16 protein-coding genes are annotated in these 24,061 nt (G+C 72.2%); 8 read left to right on the top strand and 8 right to left on the bottom strand.

Annotation, left to right across the window (positions count from 1 at the left end):
* Positions 1-33: 33 nt before the first annotated feature.
* From SMA5143A_RS02165 to SMA5143A_RS02145, 5 genes are all read right to left on the bottom strand, one after another.
* The gene (locus SMA5143A_RS02165; protein WP_107461107.1) at positions 34-1,548 is read right to left on the bottom strand and encodes a DNA-3-methyladenine glycosylase 2 family protein; all 1,515 of its coding nucleotides are present in this window, start codon (positions 1,546-1,548) and stop codon (positions 34-36) included.
* Between the two features lie 204 nt (positions 1,549-1,752).
* Positions 1,753-2,865, bottom strand: a complete 1,113-nt coding sequence (gene rsgA / locus SMA5143A_RS02160) for a ribosome small subunit-dependent GTPase A (RefSeq protein WP_107461106.1) — start codon at positions 2,863-2,865, stop codon at positions 1,753-1,755.
* Between the two features lie 837 nt (positions 2,866-3,702).
* Entirely contained in the window at positions 3,703-5,229 is a 1,527-nt protein-coding gene (locus tag SMA5143A_RS02155) for a cellulose-binding domain-containing protein (RefSeq protein ID WP_107461105.1), read from the bottom strand.
* A gap of 213 nt (positions 5,230-5,442) precedes the next feature.
* Positions 5,443-6,777: a radical SAM protein gene (locus SMA5143A_RS02150; protein ID WP_107461104.1), complete on the bottom strand. Its 1,335-nt coding sequence runs from the start codon at positions 6,775-6,777 to the stop codon at positions 5,443-5,445.
* A 95-nt stretch (positions 6,778-6,872) separates the two neighbouring features.
* Complete coding sequence (locus SMA5143A_RS02145; RefSeq protein WP_107461103.1) at positions 6,873-9,218, bottom strand: ATP-binding protein; 2,346 nt, start codon at positions 9,216-9,218, stop codon at positions 6,873-6,875.
* A 176-nt stretch (positions 9,219-9,394) separates the two neighbouring features.
* Here SMA5143A_RS02145 and SMA5143A_RS02140 point away from each other — a divergent pair, with 176 nt between their 5' ends.
* Complete coding sequence (locus SMA5143A_RS02140; protein ID WP_143675201.1) at positions 9,395-9,850, top strand: hypothetical protein; 456 nt, start codon at positions 9,395-9,397, stop codon at positions 9,848-9,850.
* A 103-nt stretch (positions 9,851-9,953) separates the two neighbouring features.
* Here SMA5143A_RS02140 and SMA5143A_RS02135 read toward each other — a convergent pair whose 3' ends face one another.
* Positions 9,954-10,970, bottom strand: coding sequence for a hydroxyacid dehydrogenase (locus tag SMA5143A_RS02135; protein ID WP_107461102.1), 1,017 nt, complete (start codon positions 10,968-10,970; stop codon positions 9,954-9,956).
* 154 nt (positions 10,971-11,124) lie between these two features.
* Between SMA5143A_RS02135 and SMA5143A_RS02130 the strand changes: the two genes are divergently transcribed.
* From SMA5143A_RS02130 to SMA5143A_RS02105, 6 genes are all read left to right on the top strand, one after another.
* Positions 11,125-12,372, top strand: a complete 1,248-nt coding sequence (locus tag SMA5143A_RS02130; RefSeq protein WP_107461101.1) for an FAD-binding protein — start codon at positions 11,125-11,127, stop codon at positions 12,370-12,372.
* A gap of 191 nt (positions 12,373-12,563) precedes the next feature.
* Positions 12,564-13,817, top strand: a complete 1,254-nt coding sequence (locus tag SMA5143A_RS02125) for an ROK family transcriptional regulator (RefSeq protein WP_181361682.1) — start codon at positions 12,564-12,566, stop codon at positions 13,815-13,817.
* 318 nt (positions 13,818-14,135) lie between these two features.
* Complete coding sequence (locus SMA5143A_RS02120) at positions 14,136-15,392, top strand: ABC transporter substrate-binding protein (protein ID WP_099967842.1); 1,257 nt, start codon at positions 14,136-14,138, stop codon at positions 15,390-15,392.
* A 23-nt stretch (positions 15,393-15,415) separates the two neighbouring features.
* On the top strand, positions 15,416-16,381 hold the full coding sequence (locus SMA5143A_RS02115; protein WP_099967843.1) for a carbohydrate ABC transporter permease: 966 nt from the start codon (positions 15,416-15,418) through the stop codon (positions 16,379-16,381).
* Entirely contained in the window at positions 16,378-17,271 is an 894-nt protein-coding gene (locus SMA5143A_RS02110; protein ID WP_107461100.1) for a carbohydrate ABC transporter permease, read from the top strand. Before SMA5143A_RS02115 ends, SMA5143A_RS02110 begins: the two co-directional genes overlap by 4 nt.
* Positions 17,272-17,289: 18 nt before the next feature.
* Positions 17,290-20,169 carry a glycoside hydrolase family 2 TIM barrel-domain containing protein gene (locus SMA5143A_RS02105; protein WP_107461099.1) on the top strand — a complete coding sequence of 960 codons (2,880 nt, stop codon included), beginning with the start codon at positions 17,290-17,292 and terminating at the stop codon, positions 20,167-20,169.
* Positions 20,170-20,207: 38 nt separating this feature from the next.
* On the opposite strand, the gene SMA5143A_RS02100 is transcribed toward SMA5143A_RS02105, so the two are convergent.
* Together SMA5143A_RS02100 and SMA5143A_RS02095 are read right to left on the bottom strand one after the other, a co-directional pair.
* Positions 20,208-20,720 (bottom strand): hypothetical protein, encoded by a 513-nt coding sequence (locus SMA5143A_RS02100; RefSeq protein WP_107461098.1) that lies wholly within the window; start codon positions 20,718-20,720, stop codon positions 20,208-20,210.
* Positions 20,717-22,453: a PHP domain-containing protein gene (locus SMA5143A_RS02095; protein ID WP_107461097.1), complete on the bottom strand. Its 1,737-nt coding sequence runs from the start codon at positions 22,451-22,453 to the stop codon at positions 20,717-20,719. The genes SMA5143A_RS02100 and SMA5143A_RS02095 overlap by 4 nt, the downstream gene beginning before the upstream one ends.
* Before the next feature lie 237 nt (positions 22,454-22,690).
* Here SMA5143A_RS02095 and SMA5143A_RS02090 point away from each other — a divergent pair, with 237 nt between their 5' ends.
* Positions 22,691-24,010: a jacalin-like lectin gene (locus SMA5143A_RS02090; RefSeq protein ID WP_107461096.1), complete on the top strand. Its 1,320-nt coding sequence runs from the start codon at positions 22,691-22,693 to the stop codon at positions 24,008-24,010.
* Positions 24,011-24,061 lie beyond the last annotated feature (51 nt).

Raw genomic sequence — 24,061 nt, 5'->3', positions numbered from 1 at the left:
CTGAGAGGGTCGTCGCTTCTGATGGAGGCGTTGTCATCCGGCGCTCCGGGTGTTCCGGGTGTTCCGGGTGTTCCGGGTCGCTGGGTCCAGGTGGCGCAGGGCGTACGAGCGCCAGGGCCGCCAGGCGTCGGGAAGGGGCGTGTCCGGAGGGGCCACGTCCGGGTCGCCGAGGGCCCGGGTGCGGATCTCGGCGACGGTGCGCGGGTCCATGCCCGGCAGGGCGAGCAGCGCGGCCTCGGCCTCGTCGCGGTCGGCGCCCACGTCGAGGCGCACCGCGCCGTCGGCGAGGGCCGTGGCGAGCGCCCGCAGGGGCCCACCGGTGTCGGCGTCGGCCAGCGCGGCCGGTTCGGGGAACAGGTGGGTGAGCGTCCCGTACGGGGCGTCCAGGCGCTTGCCGTACACGCGTACGAGCCGTGCGGCTTCGGTGGGTCCGGCGAGGGCGCGGATGGCGCACTCCTCCGGGTCCGCCGCCCCCGGCGAGCGCAGGCCGGGCCGGGCGGCGACCAGCGGGGCGAGCCGCTCGTCGGCGCCGAGGCGCTCGTCGACGGCGTACGGGTCGGCGTCGAGGTCGAGGAGGCGGCGCAGCCGTTGGACGGCGGTGGTGAGGTCGCGGGGGTCGGTGAGGTGGAGGCGGGCGTCCAGCCAGCCGCCGGGGTGGCCGCCGGGCCGGTCGGGTGCGGGGCCCGTGCGGTCCCGGGCGCCGGTGCCCGGGCGTTCGTCGACCTCGGCGATCCCGGTGCCGTACGGCAGGCGCAGCGTGCGGCGGTAGGTGCGGCGGCCCCGGGGGCCGCCCAGCTCCTCGACGCCGGGGATCGCCTCGGCGTCGAGGACGTCGAAGAGGGCGGTGGACTGGTGCGGGCCGCGGTGGGCCAGGCGCAGGGGGATGCCCGCGGACGGGATGCCGGTGCCTTCGGGGGAAGGGGTGCGGGTGCCTCGTTCGGGGGCGGTGGGGCGCGGGCGGGCGGGGGTGGCCGGGCGTCGGCCCGCGGGGGGCGTGGCGCGCAGGGCCGTGGGGGTCGCGGCGTAGATCGCGCGGATCGTGTCGTTGAACTGGCGGACGCTCGCGAAACCGGAGGCGAAGGCGACCTCCGTGATCGGCAGGCTCGTGGTCCGCAGGAGGACGCGGGCGGTGTGGGCGCGTTGGGCGCGGGCCAGGGCGACGGGGCCCGCGCCGACCTCGGCGGTGAGCTGCCGCTGGATCTGGCGGGCGCTGTAGCCGAGACGTCCTGCGAGGCCGGCGACGCCCTCCCGGTCGACTACACCGTCCGCGATGAGGCGCATGGCGCGGGCCACGGCGTCCGCGCGGACGTTCCACTCGGCCGAGCCGGGGGTGGTGTCCGGGCGGCAGCGGCGGCAGGCCCGGAACCCGGCCTGCTGTGCGGCGGCCGCGGTGGGGTGGAAGCGGACGTTGTGCCGTTTCGGGGTCACCGCGGGGCAGCTGGGGCGGCAGTAGATGCCGGTGGTCGTGACGGCGAAGAAGAAGGTGCCGTCGAAGCGGGCGTCCCGGCTCCGCACGGCCTCGTACCTGGTGTCCTCGATGTCCTCCACGGTTCCAGTCTCGGTGACGGCGGACGGTTCGGCTGGCGGGATTCGGACACGGCGCTCGGCGTCCGCCGACAGGGGGCCGGGGTTCGGCGGGGCCGGGTGGTGCGTGGTTTCGCACGGTTCCCGCGCCACTGAAGGGGGACAGCGTGCGCCCCTGGAGGGACGGGCCCGCGGGCCCGTCCCTCCAGGGGATGCCCTCCGTCGGGACTAGTGGCGGCCGCCGCGCTTCGCCTCCATCGCCGCGCGGCCCTCCGCGCCCCTCCGCTTCCACTCCTTGCGGATCTCCGCGCGCAGGCGGGCGTCGCTCTTGGCGACGATGCGCTGGTTCTCGCGGAGGAGCTTGCGGTAGCTCTCCAGGCGGCGTGGGGACAGGGTGCCCGTGTCCACGGCCTGAAGTACCGCGCAGCCCGGCTCGGCGACGTGCGCGCAGTCGTGGAAGCGGCAGCGCGCCCCGAGCTCCTCGATCTCGGCGAAGACCTGGTTGACGCCGGTCTCGGCGTCCCAGAGGCCGACGCCGCGCAGCCCGGGGGTGTCGATGAGCACGCCGCCGCCGGGAAGGGCGAGGAGGTTGCGGGTGGTGGTGGTGTGCCGGCCCTTGCCGTCGACGTCGCGGGTGGCCTGGACGTCCATGACGTCCTCCCCGAGCAGCGCGTTGGCGAGGGTCGACTTGCCCGCGCCGGACTGCCCGAGCAGCACGGAGGTGCCGCCCGAGAGCACCGCGCGGAGGACGTCCACGCCCTCGCCCGAGGTGGAGCTGACGGGGAGGACGGGGACGCCGGGGGCGGTCGTCTCGACGTCCTGCACCAGGTACGCGAGGGTCACCGCGTCCGGTACGAGGTCGGCCTTGGTGAGCACGACCACCGGTTGCGCCCCGGACTCCCAGGCCAGCGCGAGGAACCGTTCGACGCGGCCGAGGTCGAGTTCCACGGCGAGCGACACGGCGACCACGGCGTGGTCGACGTTGGCGGCGAGGATCTGCCCCTCGGCGCGCTTGGAGGAGGTGGAGCGCACGAACGCGCTGCGCCGGGGCAGGTAGGTGCGGACGTAGCGGGGGTCGCCCGCAAGTTCGACGGCTACCCAGTCGCCGGTGCACACGACCCGCATGGGGTCGTGCGGGGTGACGAACGCGGTGTCGGCCCGCAGCGGGCCGTCGGCGGTGATGACGTCGCACTGCCCCCGGTCGACCCGGACGACCCGCCCGGCGACGAGGCCCTCGGCGTCGTACGGGGCGAAGGCGTCCGCCCAGGCGTCGTCCCAGCCGTAGGGGGTGAGAGCGGAGAGAGAGGAGGCGGAACCGGAAGGAGAGCCGGAGAAAGTCAAGGGAGACCCTTCACAAGGGTGGTCCCGGCGGCCGCGCGGGCCCGTCGGGGCGGCGCGGGGTGAAGGTCTGAGTGAGTCAGCCGGTGACCACGGAGGTGGACTGGATGGATTCCTGGATGAGGGCAGCGCTCGTCACCGTGACAGCCATCGGTCGACACCTCCTGTAGTTCTCTGCTCGTCGTCGGCACCGGCGGCCGAAGTGGCCGCGATGCGGGGTGATCACACCCTAGCGGGGGCCTGCGGGGCCCCGTCAATCGAATTAACCGGCAGCGAGGAATCCGCCCGCCGACGGGGGCGACCGGAGCGGCCGGGGCAGACGGCGCGGGGCAGACGGCGCAGCCGGGGCGGCCGCCGAGCCGCCCGATTGCCGGTCCGTCGGCAGGGCCGCCCCGCCGCCGATCCGATGGTCCGCCGGTCCACCGGTCCGCCGGTCCGCCGGTCCGCCGGTCCGCCGGTCCGCCGGTAGGGTGCCGACTCGCCGGTAGGCCCGACCTGCCTCACTGCCGGTTGACCCGACCTGCCGCACTGCCGGTTAGGCACGACCTGCCGCACTACCGGTAGGCACGACCTGCCGCACTACCGGTTGGCACGACCCTCCCGCATGCCAGGCAGCCGGCCTCCTCGGCTTGCCGATGTGCCCGCCTGGCCGTGCGCGCGCCACACGTCCGCTCGGTATGCCGGTATGCCGGTATGCCGGTATGCCGGTATGCCGGTATGCCGGTATGCCGGTATGCCGAGCCTGCCTGGTGTGCCCTCCAGCGGCCTGCCCGGCCCCGTCGCGTCGGTCTGCCGGTCCTGTCCTCTTGGCCGGGCCCGCCCGTTAGGTCGGCCCGTCGGCTAGTCGGCCGTCTTGCAGAGCCTGCCGTTGAGGGTGAAGTCGTCGGGGACCGTGTTCGCGTCGCTCTCCCAGGCTCCGAGGAAGCCGACGCCGAACGTGCCGCCCTTGGCGACCGTCTTGTTGTAGTCGGCGGCGGTGGCCGTGACGCGGGAGCCGTTCTGGTCGAAGGTGCCGTCCCACATCTGGGTGACGCGCTGGCCGCCCTCGTAGGACCAGTCGAGGCGCCAGCCGTCGAGGGCCTTGGTGGTGGTGACGGTGACGGTCGCCTGGAAGCCGCCCGGCCACTCGTTGTCGACCCGGTAGCGGACGTGACAGGTCACGGAGGACGGCTTGTCGGGCTCGACCGGCTCGTGCGACACCTTGGCGGGCGTCGAGGAGTCGCCCTGGGGTTCCTCGTTGCTGTTGCCGCCGTCGCTGTCGCCGTCACCGCCGTCGTCGGTGCCGGTCTCCTGCGGGCGGGTCGTGCTCTGCAGTCCGGTCGTATCGCCGGACGGGCTGGGCTGGGCCTCCGGGAAGGAGGGGTCCCGCTGGACCACCGGCGACTCGCTCGTCCTGCCGTCCTCGGCCACGGCCGTGTCGTCGTCGCCGAACTGCATCAGGGAGACGGCGAGCGCGAGCACGGAGACGACGGCGGCGCCGACCAGCATCCCGGTGCGGCCGATCCTCGGGCGGGGTTCCTTGCCCGGTGAGAGTCCCCGGTCGGTGCCGGAGGAGTCGGCACGGCCGGGCAGGAGGCCCGCCTCGGCGGCGCGGCGGCGGCGCTCCAGGTAGGCGAGTCCGCCCCAGCCGATGACGCCGCCGGCGAGGGCGGCGGGCAGGCCGCCGCCGTGCAGGCCGAGGCAGGCGGCCGCCTCGGCGCACTCCACGCAGGTGGCGAGGTGCCGGGAGAGGTCGTCGGGGGTGTCCGTGCCGGGCGAGCGGGTGACCGCGTCCAGCAGCCGTGCGTAGCTGCGGCAGTCGGCGTCCATGGGCGTGTCGACCAGGTTGCGCTGGCACCGGTCGCGGAACAGGCTCCGCACCTGGTCGAGTTCGGCGCGGGCGACGGCCGGGTCCAGGCCGAGTCGGCGGGCCACCGAGGTCAGTGGCAGCGCCTCGACCTCGGCCAGCCACAGCAGCGCCGCGTCGGGCTCCTGCATGTCCCTGAGGGCGCGCAGGGCGAGGGGGCGGTGCAGCGGCGGGCCGGCGTAGCGGAACGCCTTGTCCGAGTTGAGCCACAGGCGCAGGTCGGGGTCGAGCCGGTGGCCCTGCCCGCCGGACTCCCAGGTGGCGGCGGTGGTCCTGACCCAGGTCAGGAGGAAGGGTATGCGGGGCAGGCGCAGGGCCCGCCGTCCCGCACCGCGGCCGACGCCCGCCTCGAACTCCAGGACCTCGGCCTCCCGCATGCCGCCGCTGAAGGCCTGGGTGGCCAGTTGGGTCGCCGCGTTCGAGCCGGAGGTGCACAGATCGGCGTACGACAGGACCGCGTCCCAGCACTCCGAGAACAGCGCGGCTTCGACGGCGTCCTGGGGCTTCGGCAGGTCGGGCATGGGTCTCCTGCATCCACAGAGCGAGGGGGAAGTCCAACAGAAAGGTCAACTGACCCTTGGGACAAGGGAGTTGAGGGGACCACCTGGTGGCGGCCCCGAGCTTTTCACGCTTCCCGCACAACTGACAAGCCACGTGTTCAGATGTGCCGAACGTCGGTTTCCGCTGTGGAGTTGTACGTACGGGAGCCCCATTCGACTCACCGCTCACGGAAGTTACTTGACTGTAACCTCTTCGGTGGTGTCCTCCGCCGCCGGGAGGCTGTCCATGAAGGAGCTGACGGAGAACACCGCGTGACCGGGACCGGGCGGGCCGTAACCGGGGGGCGAGGACAGACCGAAGTCGTCCATCGTGGCGCGGTACGCCTCCAGGAGCCGGATGTGGTACTCCAGCGGCGCGCCCTGCGGGTTGGCCTTGCCGAGCGGGGTCGTGGGCTCCGGGCACCAGGTGGTGAAGCGGGGCGTGATGCCGTGCGACATGAAGAAGCGCAGGCCCTCGGTGGTGGACGCGATGGCCTCGTCGACCGTGGTGAACCCGAACGGCTCGGCCATCTCGACGCCCGCGACGAAGTTGGGGATGACGTTGCGCGCGCCGAAGACCTCCGCCGAGTCGAGGATGCGCTTGTGCCACTCGTCGCGGCCGACGTAGCGCTCCTTGCCCGGGCAGTACATCTTGAAGAGGTACTCGTCCCACACCTCGTAGTTGGGGTGGTAGATCTTCACGCCGTAGTCGTGGAAACGCTTGACGTCGTCGAGCGGCAGGGCCTGCGCGACGACCTTGCCGATCCAGCGGTTGGGGAAGCGCTCCTCGATGGCCTTGGCATAGTGGCCGTAGAAGTCGGCCTCGTCGCGTCCGGCGACCGTCTTGGTGATCGCGCCGCCGGTGAGGGTGTACGCGGTGGAGGTCTTCGCCGTGTCGTACCGGTCGATGATCTCCAGGGCCTCCAGGACCTCGTCGACGTCCTTCACACCCGTGTACGGCCGCCCGGCCGCCTTGTGCTGGCGCCAGTTGTGGTTGATGTCGCAGTACTGGCACTCCTCCTTGGCGCCGAAGTACTGGCAGACCCGGAACACGGTCAGGTAGATGAGGTAGCCCCACTGGATGGTGGGGGCCACCTCCATCACGGACTTCCCGTTGGAGAGGGTGTGCCGGTAGTACTCGGGCATCGGCGGCACGCCCACGTCGGCGATGCGGCGGCCGTCGAGGTAGAGGCCGAGGAGGCCGTCGGCGTCGGCCGCGACCCGGTACGGCGACGACGGGTTGACCCGCACGGACACGACGGTGCGCCGCAGGTCGTAGGGGCCGCCGGTGAGGATGATCTCCTCGGGCGGGCGGCGCAGGGCGGCCTCGCCCAGTTCGGGCAGGGTGCCGTGGTCGAAGGAGAAGATGAAGTACGACTTCGGCTTGACCTCGCCGTTCTCGTTGTCGCTGAGGGCGGAGGCGTCGAAGGCCACGCCGCCCCTGAGCAGGTCCTCCTTGAAGACGGCTTCCCGTGGCACGTGCGGGAACCTCTCCATCAGGTCCTCCACCAGCGCGGTGCGGCTGCCCATGCCGTTTCTCCTCTCGTTCGACTCCTCACGGTATGCCTCCGGCCCGGCGGAGGTGGGAGCGGGGCCCCCGAGCGGGTCGCGCGGCGGCCGTCGGGTCAGCTCGGGGCGGCCACGGGACCGGCGGCGGTCTCGCGCAGCCGGGCCCGGATCCGGTGGGCGTCGACGTGGTCGAGCCGGTCCAGGACGGCCAGGGCCCGCTGCCACAGCAGGACGGCCGTGCGGTGGTCGCCTGCGGACCAGTGGGTCTCGGCGATGTGGCAGAGGGTGTCCGCCACCTCGGCGAGGTCGCCGCGCTCGTGCCGCAGCCGCAGGGCGGCCCGGAAGCAGCTGATCGCCTCCCGGTGGTCGCCGAGACCCAGGTGGGCGTGGCCCAGGCTGTCCCAGGCGGCGCCCTCGCCGTCGCGGTCCCCGAGCCCCTGGAGGATCCGCAGGGCCTCCCGGCAGTGTTCTGCCGCCCCTTGGTGGTCGCCGATCAGGGCGAGCTGCCAGCCGATCTGGTTCAGGACCCGGCCCTCCCCCACCCGGTGGCCCGCCCGGCGGAGCAGGTCCAGTGCCTCGCGGGCGTGTTCCAGGCACTCCCGGTGCCGGCCCTGCCGGCCGAGCACCACGCCCAGGTTGCGCAGGGTCTGGGCCCGGCCGACCGGGTCGCCGAGCTCCCGGAACAGACTCAGGGACCGGCCGAGGTGGCCGAGGGCGTCGTCGAAGCGGCCCTGCCGGGCCCGGACGCGGCCCAGGTTGCGGTAGGTGCGGGCCTGGCCGACGGTGTCACCCGTGCGCCGGGCGGCCCGGAGGGCCACCTGGTGGGTGTCGACCCAGTCCTGCCAGTGCCCGGCGAGGTCGAAGAAACTCACCATGGCCCAGGCCAGTTGCCAGGCGTGGGTCTCGCAGCCGTGCCGGGCCGCCGCGCGAACGGCGGCGGTGAGGTTCGGCAGTTCGGAGGTGAACCAGGTCAGCGCCGCGGCGGGATCGGTGAACGTCTCGGGGCGGGCGGCGGCGTCGGGGGCGCCGAGGGGCACGGGGTCCCGGTACCAGCTCAGCGCGTCGGACGCGGAGGCCGCGCTGTGCAGCTGGTGGTCGAGGAGTCCGCGCAGCGCCGCCCGCCGGTCGTCCGCCGGGTCGAGTACCCCGGTCAGTTCGGCCGCGTAGGCGCGCAGCAGGTCGTGCGCCGTGTAGCGCCCCGGCCGGTGCTGCTCCAGCAGGTGGGCGCGGGTCAGCTCCCCGAGGAGCGTCCGGGCCTCGTCGTGCGGGACGCCCGCCAGGGCCGCGGCGGCGGGGGCGGTGATGTCGGGGCCGGTGTGCAGTCCCAACAGCCGGAACAGCCGGGCGGCCGGGGGCGTGACGCGCCGGTAGGACCAGGAGAACACGGTGCGTACGTCGGTGGCCGGGTCGTCCTCCGCGAAGGCGTCCAGGCGGTGTCCGCGGGGCCCCGAACCGGTCTCGCGCAGTTCGCGGGCGAACGTGGCGAGCGGGAGGCCGGGGGCCGTGGCGGCGCGGGCGGCCACGATCGACAGGGCGAGCGGCAGCCGGGCACAGCGCGTGATGATTTCCCGGGTGACGTCGGGGGCGTCCGCCACCCGGTCCCGGCCGAGCCGTCCGACGAGCAGTTGGCGGGCCTCGTCCTCGGTGAGCAGGTCGAGCAGCAGGGGGTGGGCGCCGTCGGCCGCCACCAGTCCGGTGAGCCGGTTGCGGCTGGTGACCAGTGCCAGGCAGCCCGGTGTCGCCGGGAGCAGTGGTCTGACCTGCTCGGCGTCCCGGGCGTTGTCGAGGACCACGAGCACCCGTCGGCCGGCGAACAGGCTGCGGTAGAGGCCGATCTGGGCGTCGGGGTCCCGGTCGACACGGTCGGTCGGGACCCCGAAGGCCGTCAGGAACCCGCGGATCGCCTCCGTGGGAGACATGGCCGACGCGGTCGGGTGGAAGCCGCGGAGGTTGACGTACAACTGCCCGTCGGGGAACCGGTCGGCCATCCGCCACGCCCAGTGCACCGCGAGGGCCGTCTTGCCCACTCCGGCCGTGCCGGCGATGGCGGAGATCACCACCGCCCCGGTCGGCCGCGTCGTGCCGTCGGCCGCCGGGGAGGGGTCGAGCAGCGCGTCGAGGTGGTCGAGTTGCTCGACGCGTCCGGCGAATCCGGGCAGTGCGGGTGGCAGTTGGGCCGGCACCGGGTGTTCTGCCGGGTGCTCCCGGGGAAGCTGCGGCGGGGCGGCGGGTTCCGTGCGGGCGCCGGTCAGGCCGGTCGCCGCGTCCTGGAAGTCCTCGCGGGGGCCTCCGGTCAGGGCGAGGGCGTCGGCCAGCCGGCGGACCGTGCCGGGGCGCGGCCGGTCGATGCGTCCGGTCTCGACATGGCTGATGGTCCGTACGCTCACGCCCGCCCGGTCGGCGAGTTCCTCCTGGGTGAGGCCCCGTCGGCGCCGGTGGTCGCGCAGCAGCTCGCCGAACATCGGCACCCCCCGGGTCGCAGCGCGTCGACGGCCCACTGTGCCATCCGCGGGGGCCCACCCCGTGAGTGCGGTTCACGTCAGTTGCCGGTCAGTTGCGTGTCCCCTGCCTGGGCCCGGCTCCCCCGCGCTGCCACCTTGGGGGCGTTCCACCCGAGCGGTCCGAGGGAGAGATGCACATGCGCAAAGGACGTAGGAATCTGCTGGGCACGGGCACCATGGCCGCGGCGCTGACCGCGGGGCTCGTCGTGATGGCTCCGGCCGCGCACGCGGCGACCGGCAGTGCGCGGATCAGTGCCGCACAGGCCGGCAGCTTCGGCTTCGCCAGCGCCACCTGGACGTGGTCGGGTCCGGGCCGGCTGACCAACATCGATCTGCATGTCAGCGACGACGAGTGCAACAGCAATCCCGTGTACGTGAAGTTCCGGGTCACCCGCACCAACGGGGCGACCTGGACGACCGGCACCGGGCGCTACGACTACAACGGGTGCTCCGGGAACGGGACGGTCCACCCGGACCTGTCGCTCTCCGACGACTTCAACATCAGGAACGTGGCGCTCGTCCTGTGCAACGAGCGCACGGGCGTGGACCAGTGCTACACGGGCCCCAACTCGGGGAACAACCCGCTCGCCTGACATGCCGCCCCGGCCTCGGCCGCCCCCGGTCGGCGGGGGCGGCCGTCGTTCTGCCCGACGTCCGAAAACGGCCGCAACCGGAATCGTCTGTTTCGCCTCCGCGTCACGCGGTGCGTTCCAGGACGGCGCGGTCGAGTGCGTGGGCCAGGGGGGTGCCGACGGCGAGGCGTTCGGCCTCCTCGGTGACGGCGAGGCCGAGGCGGGCGACCTCGTTGCCCTGGGAGCCGGCGAGGTGGGGGGTGACGAAGGCGTTGGGGAGGTCGAGGAGCGGGGAGTCGGCGGGGAGCGGTTCGGGGTCGGTGACGTCGAGGATCGCGCAGAGGCGGCCGGCGCGCAGTTCGCCGGTGAGGGCGTCGTGGTCGACGAGGGCGCCGCGGGCGGTGTTGATGAGGACGGCCCCATCAGGCATGAGGGCGAGCTCGCGCCGGCCGAGCAGGCGGTGGGTCTCGGGGGTGTCGGGGGCGTGCACGGTGACGATGTCGCTGGTGCGCAGCAGGTCGTCGAGCGGCAGCAGGGGGACGCCGAGGGCGGCGGCGCCCGCCTCGTCGACGTACGGGTCGGTCAGGCTCACCCGCAGGTCGAAGGGGCGCAGCAGGTCGATGACGCGGCGGCCGATGCGGGAGGCGCCGATGACGCCGACGCGGCGGCCGTGGTTGCCGATGCCGGGGACGAGGCCCCAGCCGGGGTGCTTCCGTTCGGTGCGCAGGCGGTCGCGCCGGCCGAGGACGTCCTTTCCGGCGAGCAGGATCATCGCGAGGGTGTATTCGGCGACGGGCAGGGCGTTGGCGTCGGCGGCCGTGGAGACGGTGATGTCCCGCTCCCAGACGGCCGGGGTGACGAAGCCCTTCACCGAGCCCGCCGCGTGCAGGATCGCTCTCAGCGCGGGCGCCGCGTCGAGGACCGCCGCGTCGATCCGGGGGCAGCCCCAGCCGGTGATCAGCACCTCTGCCCCGGCGAGCACCGACCGGACGCGGGGGTCGGTGAAGTCCTCGGCGCGTTCGACCACCAGTGCGGGGTCGATGTCCACCGCGTCCCGCAGCCGGGACAGCACCTCCGGCGGGAAGATCCGCGACACGTTCTCGGCGGTCATGGCGAGCAGGGCGCGTGGACGCTCGGACAAGAAAGTGGCCTTCCGGTGGCGGCGGTCGACGGCAGTAAGCGCTCTCACACCGTAGGCGCGCGGGCGAGAGGGGGCAACGGACGGCCCGGACCGGGGAGGATGAGCGCACTGGGGGATCGGGCCCCGGGCTCGCGGACGGTGGAGGACTACAGGCATGACGACCGAGACGCTGACCAACTGGGCGCGGAACATCACGTACAGCGTGAAGGAGCTGCGTCGGCCGCGCTCGGTCGACGCGCTGCGGGCCCTGGTCGCGGGCGGCGAGCGCGTGCGGGTGCTGGGCAGCGGGCACTCGTTCAACGAGATCGCCGAGCCCGGCCCGGACGGCGTGCTGCTGTCGCTGTCCGACCTGCCGCCGGTGATCGAGGTGGACCCGGCGGCCCGTACGGTACGGGTCGGGGGCGGTGTCCGGTACGCGGAGCTGGCCCGCGCGGTGCACGCCCACGGGCTCGCCCTGCACAACATGGCGTCCCTGCCGCACATCTCCGTGGCGGGGTCGGTGGCCACCGGCACCCATGGCTCGGGGAACGGCAACGGACCGCTCGCGGCGGCCGTCCGGGAGGTCGAGCTGGTCCTCGCGGACGGCTCGACGCTGACCGTGGGGCGGGGCGACGAGCGTTTCGGCGGGGCGGTGACCTCGCTCGGCGCCCTCGGTGTGGTCACGGCGCTCACCCTCGACGTGGAGCCGGCCTTCGAGGTGAGCCAGACCGTCCACGGCCCGCTCCCCCTCGCCGGGCTGGACCTCGGGGCGGTCTCGGCGGCGGGCTACAGCGTGAGCCTGTTCACCCGGTGGCGGCACTCCGGCTTCGACCAGGTGTGGGTGAAGCGGCGCACCGACCAGCCGTTCCGGGAGTTCCCGTGGGCCGAGCCGGCGGCCGGACCCGTGCACCCGGTGCCGGGGATGCCCACGGTGAACTGCACCGAGCAGTTGGGGGTGCCCGGCCCGTGGCACGAGCGGCTGCCGCACTTCAGGGCGGAGTTCACGCCGAGCAGCGGGGAGGAGCTCCAGTCGGAGTATCTGCTGCCGCGTGAGGACGCCGGGGAGGCGCTGCGCGCGCTGGACGGGCTGCGGGAGGCGGTGGCGCCCGTGCTCCAGGTGTGCGAGGTCCGTACGGTGGCCGCCGACGAGCAGTGGCTCAGCCCCTCCCACGGCCGGGACACGGTCGCGCTGCACTTCACGTGGGTCGCGGACGCGGCGGCCGTCCTGCCGGTGGTGGGGCGGGTGGAGGAGGCGCTGGCGCCGCTGGGGGCCCGGCCGCACTGGGGGAAGGTGTTCACGGTTCCGGCGGGCGTGCTGCGGGAGCTGTACCCCCGCCTGGGTGAGTTCCGGGCGCTGGCCGATGAACTGGACCCGGCGGGCACGTTCCGCAACGCCTTCGTCCGGGAGGTGCTCGGCGGCTGAGCCGTACCGGCGGGCGGGTCTCCCACCTGGGGCCCGAGGCGCCCCGTCGCTCTTCGGCCAGGGAGTGGCGGCTGTCGGGGGAACTTTGTAAACCCCCTTTCCTAACCCCTTGTCGAAAGTCCCTCCTAGTCATAGCCTTGCGCCGCGCCGGGGCCGCAGCCTCGCCACGGCCCGGAGGGATCGAGGAGAACATGTCGTCGGTGAAGCGCACGTCTCGCGACATTCGCACCGCGAACCGCTACGAGGTGCTGCGCCAGATCATCGCCGAGTCTCCCACGTCCCGGCAGGAGCTGGCGGCGGGCACCGGACTGAGCCTCGCGACGGTCGCCACGCTGGTCGGGGAGCTGCTCGACCTGCGACTGATCACCGAGGTCGGCTTCGAGGACTCCGCGGGCGGGCGCCCCCGGGGGCTGGTCGCCGTCAACACCTCCGGGGGCGCGCTGATCGGCGTCGACATCGCGGAGACCTACGTCCGGGTCGAGCTGTTCGACCTGGCGCTCAACGTGCTGGCCCGCGCGGACGAGAACATGCGCCCCGGGGAGAGCCGGCCGGAGCAGGTCGTCGGCCATGTCGCGGCGGCCGTGGGCTCGGTGGTCACCCAGGCCGGGGTCGAGGGCGCGCGTGTGCTCGGCGTCGGGGTGAGCGTGCCGGGCCAGGTGGACCGGGAGGGCGGGGTGTCGGAGTACGCCCCGAACTGGGACTGGCACGACGTCCCGCTGCTCGACCTGCTCGCCGAGCACATCGCCTACCCGCTCTACCTGGACAATCCGCTGCGGGCCTGCGCGGTCGCCGAGCTGTGGTTCGGCGCGGCCCGGGGCCGGGGGGACGCCGTCGTGGTGAACCTCGGCACGGGCGTCGGCGCCGGGCTGGTGCTGGGCGGCGGACTGCACCGGGGGGTCAGCAACAGTGCCGGGGAGTGGGGGCACACCACGCTCGTGCTCGACGGGCGGCTGTGCCACTGCGGCAACCACGGCTGCGTGGAGACCTATGTCGGCGCGCCCGGGATCATGCTGCATCTGCGGGAGCTCGCCCCGCGGAGCACCCTGCTGCACCCCGAGGACCAGACCGCGACCATCGACGCCCTCGCCCGGGGTGTCGCCGACGGGGACCCCGTCGCGCTCAAGGTCGTCCGGGACACCGCCCGCTACCTCGGTGCCGGTATCGCCGACCTGGTCAACCTGCTCAACCCGGAGGTGGTCGTGCTCAGCAGCTGGGTCGCGGCCACGCTCGGCGAACCGCTCCTCGCGGAGGTACGGGAGGCCGTGGCCCGGCACTCGCTGCGCCGGCCGCTGGACGCCGCCGAGATCGTCCTGTCCCCCATCCCGACCGACCCGGTGTGCCTGGGCGCCGCGACCTTCGCCCTCGAAGGGGCACTGTCGTCGTTCAGCCAGCGGCCCACCAGACGCGGCGTCCCCGCGAGGAGCCGTACCGCGTCGGCGTCGTGAGGGGAACGGGTGCGCACCGCGCCGACCGGGCATCGGGCCAGGTCGCTGCGGTGGCACCCCACTGAGCAGAGGGCCGCCGGACCCTGACCCGGCGGCCCTCGTACCCGTTCTCAACTCCACCCCGGAACAAGGACGTTCGGACACCCGAACCGAATACAACGCTTCGAACAGACTTCGTTCAACCCCTTGCCGAAGCCTTAGCCGAAGGTTAACGTCCCGCTCCGCAAGCCTCTTTGAGCCACGGGCACTGAGCCGCGGAGCCATTACCGGCGCAGCGCCGGGAGCCGCACTCGAGACAAGGACGTCAGCATGTCGGCAATGAGCAACAGGAACTTCGACCGCCGCACCGCACTGCGGGCCGCGCTGGGTCTGGCCGCCGCCGGCGGTCTCGCCGCGTGCGGCGGCAACAACGGCCGAGGCGGCGGTTCCGGGTCCGGCAAGGGCTTGACGCAGTACTTCCACGCGTACGGCGAGGCCGGCACCGAGCAGGCCATCAAGCGGTACGCGAAGGCGTACAAGGGCGGCAACGTCACCACGCAGTGGATCACCGGCTCCAACTTCGAGAGCAAGCTGTTCGCGTCCCTGCTCACCGACAAGGCGCCCGACTGCTTCGAGTTCCACCCGCAGTTGCAGCTGATCGAGAGCGGTCAGGTGGCGGACCTGAGCGACCTCATCAACCCGGTGAAGGACGACTTCAACCCGGCCGACATCCAGTCGCACACGGTCGACGGGAAGATCTACGGCATCCGGATGATCGACGACCCGCAGTTCTTCTTCTACCGCAAGTCGATGTTCGAGAAGGCCGGTGTCGAGGTCCCCCAGACGCTCGACGAGCTGATCGCGGCCGCCGCCAAGCTGACCACGAGCAAGGTCAAGGGCGCCTACCTCGGCAACACCCTGCACGCGATCATCGACCCGCTGATCTGGTCGGCCGGTGCCCAGCACCTCGACGACAAGAACCAGATCGCCTACCACACGGACGCGGTCGTCGACGGCTTCAAGCAGCTGCGCAAGCTCTTCACCAGCGGTGACCTGCTGCTCGACGCCCCCACCGACTTCTGGGACCCGTCCGCGCTCAACCAGGGCCTGGCCGCGATGCAGTGGTGCGGCATGTGGGCGATGCCGCAGATGCAGGAGGCGCTCGGCGACGACCTGGGCATCTTCCCGTTCCCGAAGGTCGGCGACGCGGGCAAGCTCTCGGTGTACAACGGCGGCTGGTCGATGTTCGTCAACGCCAAGGGCAAGAACATCGACGAGACCAAGGAATACGTCAAGTGGCTGTGGATCGACCAGAAGGAGTACCAGGAGGACTGGGCGCTCTCCTACGGCTTCCACATCCCGCCGCGCAAGTCGATCGCCGAGTCCGCCGACAAGCTGAAGTCGGGTCTGCCCGCTGAGGGCGTGAAGCTCTTCAACGAGTACGGCAACTTCGACAACATCGGCTGGACCCAGGCGAGCCGGACCGCCATGGAGGACGTCATGGCGAACTGCGTCCGCAAGGGCGGCGACCCGGACAAGGAGCTCACCAAGGCCGACGCCAAGGTCAACCGTGAGCTGAAGAAGCTGTTCGGATAGGCCTGGGGACAGGTAGCCGCGACATGTCGACCATCACCAAGGACGGCGTCTCCAGCCCCGCCCCGGCGAAGGCCGCTCCGGCCAAGCCGCGGCGGGGGCTGCGGGGCTCCCCCACGCTCAACTTCTGGCTCTTCACCGGGCCGTTCCTGATCGGCCTGGCGGTCTTCGTCTACGCGCCGATCCTGTGGAGCCTGTGGCTCTCGTTCTTCGAGGCCCGCTTCACCGTCACCCCCGACAAGTTCGTCGGCTTCGAGAACTACGTCGTGATGCTGACCGACGAGGACTTCGTGGGGTCGCTCGGCACCTTCACCGTCTTCGCCGCGATCATCGTGCCGCTGACCTGGGCGACCTCGCTCGGTCTCGCGCTGCTGGTGAACCGGCTGCGGTTCATGCGGGCGTTCTTCCGCTCGGTGTTCTTCCTGCCGACGGCGGTCAGCTACGTCGCCGCCTCGCTGATCTGGAAGATGTCCATCTTCAACGGTGTCCGCTTCGGCCTGATGAACACCTTCCTGGGTGTGTTCGGCATCGACAACACCGCGTGGCTCGCCAGCCCCGACCCGCCGTGGTACTGGCTGGTCATCGTGACCGTACGGCTCTGGCTCCAGGCCGGCTTCTACATGATCCTCTTCATCGCGGCCCTGCAGAACATCCCGCAGGAGATGTACGAGGCCGCCGCGATCGACGGCGCGAAGCCCGGCTGGCAGACGTTCTGGCACATCACCCTGCCCCAGCTGAGGGCCACCTCCACCGCCGTGATCCTGCTGCTCCTCGTGGCCGCCTACCAGGCGTTCGACGAGTTCTTCAACCTGTTGGCGAAGACCACCTGGGGCCGGCCGCCGCTGATGGAGCTGTACTACAAGGCCCTCGGCGACAGCCAGGACTACGGCGCGGGCAGCGCGGGCGCGCTGATCCTCACCGTGCTGATCTGCCTCGTCACCCTGCTCCAGGGCAAGATCATGGGATTCGGAAGGGGTGAGGAGTCCAAGTGACCACCACGACGACACCTCCGGCGGAGCGGGTCGGGAAACCGGCCGGGCCGCGCAAGGTCCGCACCGGCAACGTGATCGGCTCGACCGGTCTCTACGTCGCCACCGGCATCGCCGCCGTCCTCTTCCTCATCCCCTTCTACCTGATCGTCCGCAACGCCCTGATGACGGACCCGGAGATCACGGGCGAGGAGTGGAAGTGGTTCCCCACCGACATCCAGTGGGGGAACGTCAAGGAGCCGTTCGACGACCCCTCGGTGGACTTCGCGCGCTCGCTGTGGAACTCGGCGGTCGTGGGCGTGCTGCACACCCTCGGCACCCTGCTGGTCTGCTCGCTGGCCGGCTACGGTCTGGCCCGCATCCCCTACAAGCACGCCAACAAGGTCTTCTACGCCGTCCTGGTGACGCTGATGGTCCCCACCGCCGTGACCTTCGTGCCCAGCTTCGTCCTGGTCTCCTCGCTCGGCTGGGTGGACACGTACCGGGGTCTCATCATTCCGGGCCTCTTCAGTGGTTTCACCTGCTTCCTGTTCCGGCAGTACTTCCTCGGGTTCCCCAAGGAGCTGGAGGAGGCGGCGCGGATGGACGGGCTCGGTTACCTGGGCGCGTACTGGCGGGTCGTCGTCCCCAACTCGCTGAACTTCTTCGCCGCGATGGCGACGATCACGTTCATCAGCGGGTGGAACTCCTTCCTGTGGCCCCTGGTCATCGGCCAGGACCCGAGCGCGTGGACCGTACAGGTCGCACTCTCGAACTACACGACCGGCCAGACCGTCAACTTCCATCTGATCTTCATGGCGACGGCCATTTCCATCCTGCCCCTGGTGTTCGTGTTCCTCTTCCTCCAGCGCTGGCTGGTGCAGGGCATCGCGCAGACTGGCATCAAGGGCTAGGAACCAGCAAGGAGACCGATGTCTTTCCGCACCACCGGTAGCACCACATCCGTCGACTACGTCGAGGACGTGTCGCCGGGCAGCGGGGCCCTGCCGCCCCGCGCCTGGTACGCGTCCTCCGACGCCCGTTCCCTGTCCCTCGACGGCGACTGGCACTTCCGGCTGTCGCCGACCGCCGACGCCGAGGACGACTCCTTCGCCGCGGAGGGCTACGACGCCGGGGACTGGGCCCGGGTGTCCGTGCCGGGGCACTGGGTGCTTCAGGGCGACGGGGCCTTCGGGGCGCCGATCTACACCAACCACCTGTACCCCTTCCCGGTGGACCCGCCCCGGGTGCCGACGGAGAACCCGACCGGCGACCATCTGCGGTACTTCGACCTGCCCGGGGGGTGGCCGGCGGACGGTGGGGCCGTGCTCCGCTTCGACGGGGTGGAGTCCTGTGCCCGCGTCTGGCTGAACGGCACGGACATCGGTGAGTTCAAGGGATCGCGGCTCGCCCACGAGTTCGCCGTCGGGCAGCTGCTGAAGCCCACGGGCAACGTCCTCGCGGTGCGGGTCCACCAGTGGTCGGCGGGCTCCTACCTGGAGGACCAGGACCAGTGGTGGCTGCCCGGCATCTTCCGGGAGGTCACCCTGCTGCACCGCCCGGCGGGCGCCGTCCTCGACTTCTTCGTGCACGCCGCCTACGACCACGTCGGCGGCACCGGGACCCTGCGCGTGGACTCCGACGTCGACGGCCGGGTCCTCGTGCCCGCGCTGGACATCGATGTCGCGACGGGCGAGCCGGTGACCGTACCCGTCGAGCCGTGGACCGCCGAGACCCCTCATCTGTACGACGGTGAGCTGGTGACGGAGGGCGAGCGCGTCCCTCTGCGGATCGGTTTCCGCACGGTCGTGCTGGAGGACGGCCTGATCAAGGTCAACGGCCGGCCGATCCTGTTCAAGGGCGTCAACCGCCACGAGTGGCACCCTCAGCGGGGCCGCGCGCTCGACCTGGAGACGATGCGCGCGGACGTGCTGCTGATGAAGCGGCACAACATCAACGCCGTGCGCACCTCGCACTACCCGCCGCACCCCGCCTTCCTCGACCTGTGCGACGAGTACGGGCTGTGGGTGATCGACGAGTGCGACCTGGAGACCCACGGCTTCACCGAGCAGAACTGGCGGGACAACCCCGTCGACGACGACCGCTGGACCCCCGCCCTGCTGGACCGGGCGGCGCGGATGGTCGAGCGCGACAAGAACCACCCGTCGGTCGTGATGTGGTCCCTCGGCAACGAGTGCGGCACCGGACGCGGTCTGACCGCCATGGCCGAGTGGATCCACGGCCGCGACGGCTCCCGCCTGGTGCACTACGAGGGCGACTGGGACTGCCGCGACACCGACGTCTACTCCCGGATGTACGCCGACCACGCCGAGGTCGAGCGCATCGGCAAGGGCCTGGACGGCGGCACCCACAAGCGGCGCGGCCTGCCCTTCATCCAGTGCGAGTACGGCCACGCCATGGGCAACGGCCCCGGCGGCCTCGCCGACTACCAGCGGATCTTCGAGGCACACGAGCGCATCCAGGGCGGCTTCATCTGGGAGTGGATCGACCACGGAGTCACCCACCCAGAGCTGGGCTACGCCTACGGCGGCGACTTCGGCGAGGAGCTGCACGACGGCAACTTCGTCTGCGACGGCCTGGTCTTCCCGGACCGGACGCCCTCCCCCGGCCTGGTCGAGTTCAAGAAGGTGATCGAGCCGGTCCGCATCGACGGCGACGGGACCGCCGGCACGGTCCGGGTGCGCAACGCGTACGACTTCGCGGACCTGTCGGAGCTGGCCTTCGAGTGGTCGTACCAGGTCGACGGGAAGACGCTGGAGGCGGGCGCCCTCGCCGTGCCCTCCCTGAAGCCCGGCGAGTCGGCCGAGGTGAAGCTGCCGCAGCCGCCGACCGGCGGGCCGGCGGGCGAGGCGCTGTGGACCGTACGGGCGCTGCTGGCCGAGGACACCGCCTGGGGCCGCAAGGACCACCAGGTGGCGTGGGCCCAGCTGCCGGTCGTGGAGCGGCCGTCGCCGGTCGTGGTGCCCGGCGACCGTCCCACGGCGAGCGAGAAGCTGATCTACCTCGGCCCGGCCTCCTTCGACGTGCGCACCGGCGCGCTGAAGACCATCGGCGGCGTCGACGTGACCGGGCTGCGCCTCGACATCTGGCGGGCGCCGACCGACAACGACGCCGGGGCGGACTGGCAGCCGGACCCGCAGTACGGCCTCCTCTGGCGCAAGTTCGGCCTCCACCGCATGCGCCACCGGCTGGACGCCGTCGAGCTGGGCGGGGACGCGCTGACGGTACGGACCCGGGTGGCGCCGGCGGCGTGGGAGATCGGGCTGCGCACGACATACCGGTGGACGTCGGACGGGACGCGGCTGAAGCTGACCGTGTCGGTGGACCCGGAGGGCGACTGGACGGTCCCGCTCCCCCGCCTCGGCATCCGCTTCGGGCTGTCGTCGGCGGACGCCGTGAAGTGGTACGGCGGCGGCCCCGGCGAGGGCTACCCGGACACCAAGTCGGCGTCCATGCTGTACCGCTACCACTCCTCGGTCGACGAGTTGCAGACCCCCTACCTCCGCCCCCAGGAGAACGGGGCCCGCCCCGACGTCCGCTGGGCGGAGCTGGGCGGTCTGCGGATCGAGGGCGACCCGGAGTTCTGGTTCACCGCGCGGCGCTGGACGAACGAGCAGCTCGACGCCGCCGAGCACCTGACCGACCTCCGGGCCGGTGACACGGTCTGGGTCAACCTGGACCACGGCCAGATGGGCATCGGCTCGCAGTCGTGCGGGCCGGCCACGCTGCCGCAGTACCACCTGCGGGCGGAGCCGACGGAGTTCTCGTTCGTGTTCTCCGAGGCCCGCTGAGCGGGAGCCGCTCCCTCACGCGTGTCCGCCGGCCCCTCTCAGTGGTCGGCGCAGCACGGTGTCGGTTCGGGGACCTCGAAGGGGACGAGGGTGCCGCCGACGGCGGGCATCGCGGTGAGGATCAGCTCGCCGTCCTGCCAGTGCGGGCGCACGTGGTCCTGTGTCGTCAGCGGGGTGGCCGGGTCCGGTTCGCCGGGCCCGCCGAGCACGGTCACCCGGGTGATCGCGGAGCGGTCCAGCACGTCCGCGACGGACAGGGTGCCGGTCAGTTCCGTGACACCGGGATAGAGCACGGCGCGGCCCATGGCGTCCGGGATGCCGGGCGTCACCTGGTGATCGCGGGCCGCCAGCCGCTCCCGGACGGTGCTCAGGAGCGGCTGGGACGGCAGCGCTAGGGACAGCGCGACCCTCGGCCGACCCTCACGGACCAGGTGCGTGCAGCCGAAGGTGCCCTCGGGGAGGGCGAGTTCGGCGGCCAGCGCGTGGAGCAGACGGTCGGCGGTGCGCAGGTCCCGGACCCCTGCGTCCACGGTGAGGGCGTACGGCGTCATGAGGGCAGCACCCACACCGGGTTGGAGTAGAACCACAGGTCGCGCCACGGGTCGGCGTCACCGACGACGTCGATGGCGGGGCCCGCCGGGTCGACCGCCGCGCCCATCGCGCCGACGGCCGAGCGGTTGCCGTCGCTGCCGCGCAGCCGGACGTAGAGCGGGCGGTCGACACGGCCGAGCTGATAGGTGAACCGGACGGTGCCGGTGGACTTGTTCACCTCGTAGGACTTGACGACCTTCGCGGTCGGCGCGGTGAAGGTGTCCTTGTCCGCGGGGGTGCCCGTCACCTCGCCCTGGATGACATCGACGCGCGTCAGCTTGGGCACGAAACCGGCCCAGTTGGGGCCGCCGGCGAGCGCCACGTCGACGGTCAGGGTGACCTTGGTGCCCTTCTTGACGTGCAGGGCGCCGCCGAGGGTGGCCCAGCGGCTGCCGCCGGACACCCGGATGTCGAGGCCGCTGACGAGCTGTCCGTGGTCCACCCAGACGCGGCCCGCGCGGATGCCGTCCATGACGGCGGCGTAGGAGAAGCCGGCGGCGCCGACGTGGGTGCGGCTGTACTGGCCGGGCCAGTAGTCGCCCTCCGTCAGGTCGATCTTCCCGCCGTAGACGGGGTCGGTGTGGCTGCCGTTGGCGGTGAAGTCGCTGTCCGGGCCGCCGCGTACGGCGGTGTCGGTGTAGACGTGGTGGGAGTCGGAGTTGGCGGTGATCCACCACGGCTTGCCCTCGGCGAGCAGGCTGTCCCACAGGCCGCCGACGGTGGAGGTCATCCAGTCGAAGCCGCCCCAGGTGCGGTAGGACTCCGGGGGATAGCCGGGGAAGGAGTTGGCGCCGGGGCTGTTGTCGTAGATGCCGCGGGCGCGGCCCATGCCGAGCGGCGCGGCGATACCTCCGGCCTGGTGGCCGGGGGCGCCCTCCATGCCGACGGCGATCCGGTGGCGGGGGCTGGTGGCGTCCCGCCAGGCGCGCAGCTCGTGGGGCGAGTCGATGCCCTTGCGCGCCGGGTGGTTGGCGAGCATGAGCACGTCCTTGACCTTGCGGCGGCGGACCTGCTCGGCGAGGAAGTTCAGCCCGGCGATGGCGAGCGCCTCGTTCGCGGGCGTCGAGTCGGTCGCGCCCTTCACGCCGCCGTCGTAGTCGGTCTCGAACTGCTTGAGGACGGCGACCTCGTTCTTGCCGGGGTGCACGAAGACAGTGCCGTGCTCGGCGGCCGGGATGTTCCACTCCAGGCCCTGAAAGACGAGGGTGTCCTCGTACGCGGCCCTGGCCCGACGGATGTCCGGGTTGACCCTCTCGACTCCGATCCTGGCGTGGGTGGTGTTGCCGTGGTCGGTGATGACCAGCCAGTCCAGGCCGTGCCGGGCGCCCTGGCGGACCTGGTCGACGACGCGGTACTTGCCGTCGTTGCTGTACTGGGTGTGGATGTGGTGGTCGCCGGACAGCCACAGGAAACCGCCGCGCTTGCGGCTGCCGGCGCCGGCGGCGTACGCGGGGGTGGCCGCCGCGGGGGCGAGGACGCTCGCGGCGGTCAGGCCCGCGCCCAGCAGCCCTGCGCGGCGCAGCAGGGTGCGGCGCGACTGCTGCTCGGGGGTCAGCGCCTCGTCGGGCACGGTGGTGTCGAAGGCGGCGGGGAGGCCGTCCGCCGCCAGGTGCTCGTGACCGTGGTCGTGTCCGTGGTCGTGCCCGTGGTCGTGCCCGTGGTGGTGATGACCGTGCGCGTGCCCGTGCCCCATGTGACGCCTCCTGGATGCCGCTGCCTTCCGCGGCTGCCCTCCGCGACGCGAGTGCGCCGCCCGTGGAGGATCGAGGCAAAACATGAACGTTGAACGAGTTCCGGGTGACCACAGGGCGCCATGGACGCGTCAAATCGCCACACCTCTCACTGTTTCCTCAACTGCCCTTGCCCGTCACACTGTTGGACACAGAACCTGAGCACCGCTCACCTTCCCCACCCCCTCCGGAGTACCCGCATGAGACGACTCCTCGGCACCCTCGCTGCCGCCGCCCTGGCCGTCACGGGCCTCGCCACCACCGGCGCGACACCCGCGACGGCCGCCACCTCCGGCACCTTCAACGTGCTGACGTACAACGTCGCGGGCCTCCCGGAGGGGCTGAGTTCCGGCAGCCCGAAGACCAACACGCCCCTGATCTCGCCCCGCCTCGGCGCGTACGACCTCGTCAACGTCCAGGAGGACTTCAACTACCACGCCGCGCTGTACGCGGGCGACGACCACCCGCACCGCACGGCGACCAGCGGCGGGGTGCCCTTCGGGGACGGCCTCAACACCCTCTCGGACCTGCCCTTCGACGACTTCGAGCGGGTGAAGTGGAACAAGTGCACCGGCACCAACTGCCTCACCCCGAAGGGCTTCTCCCTGGCCCGGGTGCGGCTCGCCGAGGGCGTCTTCGTCGACCTCTACAACGTGCACACCAACGCCGACTCCGACGACGCGGCCCTGGCCGCCCGCCGGGCGAACATCACCCAGCTCTCCGACTTCATCAAGGCCAACTCGGCGGGCAACGCGGTGATCGTCATGGGCGACACCAACACCCGCTACACGCGCGCGGGCGACAACATCCGCACGCTCGTGTCGGAGAACGGCCTGCGCGACCCGTGGGTGGACCTCGTCAAGGGCGGCAGGCCGCCGGCCCAGGGCGGTGACGCGCTGGTCTGCGCCACCACCGCACCGGCCCAGGACTGCGAGGTCGTCGACAAGGTCCTCTACCGGGGCAGCCCCGTGGTGGACCTGACCGCCACGCGCTACCAGAACGAGTGGGCCAAGTTCCTCGACGCGGGCGGGAAGAACCTCTCCGACCACTTCCCGCACACCGTCGACTTCTCCTGGAGCGTCAACCCCCGGCTCGGGGCGAGCGACTTCTTCGGCGGCCCGCACGGCACCGCGTTCAGCGACGCCGACGACCTCCCCTCGGCGGTCTCGCCCCGCACGCTCACGCTGCGCGGCGCGTCCCGCCTCGACGCGGTGTCCCTCACCCACGACGGCGGTACGACGCTCACCCACGGCGGCACCGGCGGCACGGCCGTCTCGCTGACCCTGGCGCCCGGCGAGCACCTCACGTCGGTGAAGCTCACCCAGGGCAAGAAGGACGGCCGCACCCGGATCTTCTCCGCCGCCTTCACCACCGACCAGGGCCGCACCCTCGCCTCCGGCACGTCCACCGCCGACACCCGGACCTTCACCGCCCCCGCCGGCCGGCAGATCGTCGGCTTCACCGGCCGCTCGGGCGCCGAGATCGACAAACTGGGCGTCCTGTACGCACCGATCGGCTGACCCGGGGCCACGAGCGCCGGAAGGAAAGGGCGTCCGCCGCACCCACGGCCT

It is taken from the genome of Streptomyces sp. MA5143a (assembly GCF_900290235.1).
Taxonomy (GTDB): domain Bacteria; phylum Actinomycetota; class Actinomycetes; order Streptomycetales; family Streptomycetaceae; genus Streptomyces.
The sequence above is the reverse complement of the archived record's forward strand: the minus strand, read 5'-3'. Positions and strand labels throughout refer to the sequence as shown.

Bases quoted from the DNA above. Each gene is read 5' to 3' on its own strand.
- SMA5143A_RS02115 (WP_099967843.1), top strand. From the start codon at position 15,416: ATGTCGACCATCACCAAGGACGGCGTCTCCAGCCCCGCCCCGGCGAAG.
- SMA5143A_RS02130 (WP_107461101.1), top strand. From the start codon at position 11,125: ATGACGACCGAGACGCTGACCAACTGGGCGCGGAACATCACGTACAGC.
- SMA5143A_RS02090 (WP_107461096.1), top strand. From the start codon at position 22,691: ATGAGACGACTCCTCGGCACCCTCGCTGCCGCCGCCCTGGCCGTCACG.
- SMA5143A_RS02145 (WP_107461103.1), bottom strand. From the start codon at position 9,218: ATGTTCGGCGAGCTGCTGCGCGACCACCGGCGCCGACGGGGCCTCACC.
- SMA5143A_RS02100 (WP_107461098.1), bottom strand. From the start codon at position 20,720: ATGACGCCGTACGCCCTCACCGTGGACGCAGGGGTCCGGGACCTGCGC.
- SMA5143A_RS02120 (WP_099967842.1), top strand. From the start codon at position 14,136: ATGAGCAACAGGAACTTCGACCGCCGCACCGCACTGCGGGCCGCGCTG.
- SMA5143A_RS02105 (WP_107461099.1), top strand. From the start codon at position 17,290: ATGTCTTTCCGCACCACCGGTAGCACCACATCCGTCGACTACGTCGAG.
- SMA5143A_RS02095 (WP_107461097.1), bottom strand. From the start codon at position 22,453: ATGGGGCACGGGCACGCGCACGGTCATCACCACCACGGGCACGACCAC.
- SMA5143A_RS02140 (WP_143675201.1), top strand. From the start codon at position 9,395: ATGCGCAAAGGACGTAGGAATCTGCTGGGCACGGGCACCATGGCCGCG.
- SMA5143A_RS02155 (WP_107461105.1), bottom strand. From the start codon at position 5,229: ATGCCCGACCTGCCGAAGCCCCAGGACGCCGTCGAAGCCGCGCTGTTC.
- SMA5143A_RS02125 (WP_181361682.1), top strand. From the start codon at position 12,564: ATGTCGTCGGTGAAGCGCACGTCTCGCGACATTCGCACCGCGAACCGC.
- SMA5143A_RS02150 (WP_107461104.1), bottom strand. From the start codon at position 6,777: ATGGGCAGCCGCACCGCGCTGGTGGAGGACCTGATGGAGAGGTTCCCG.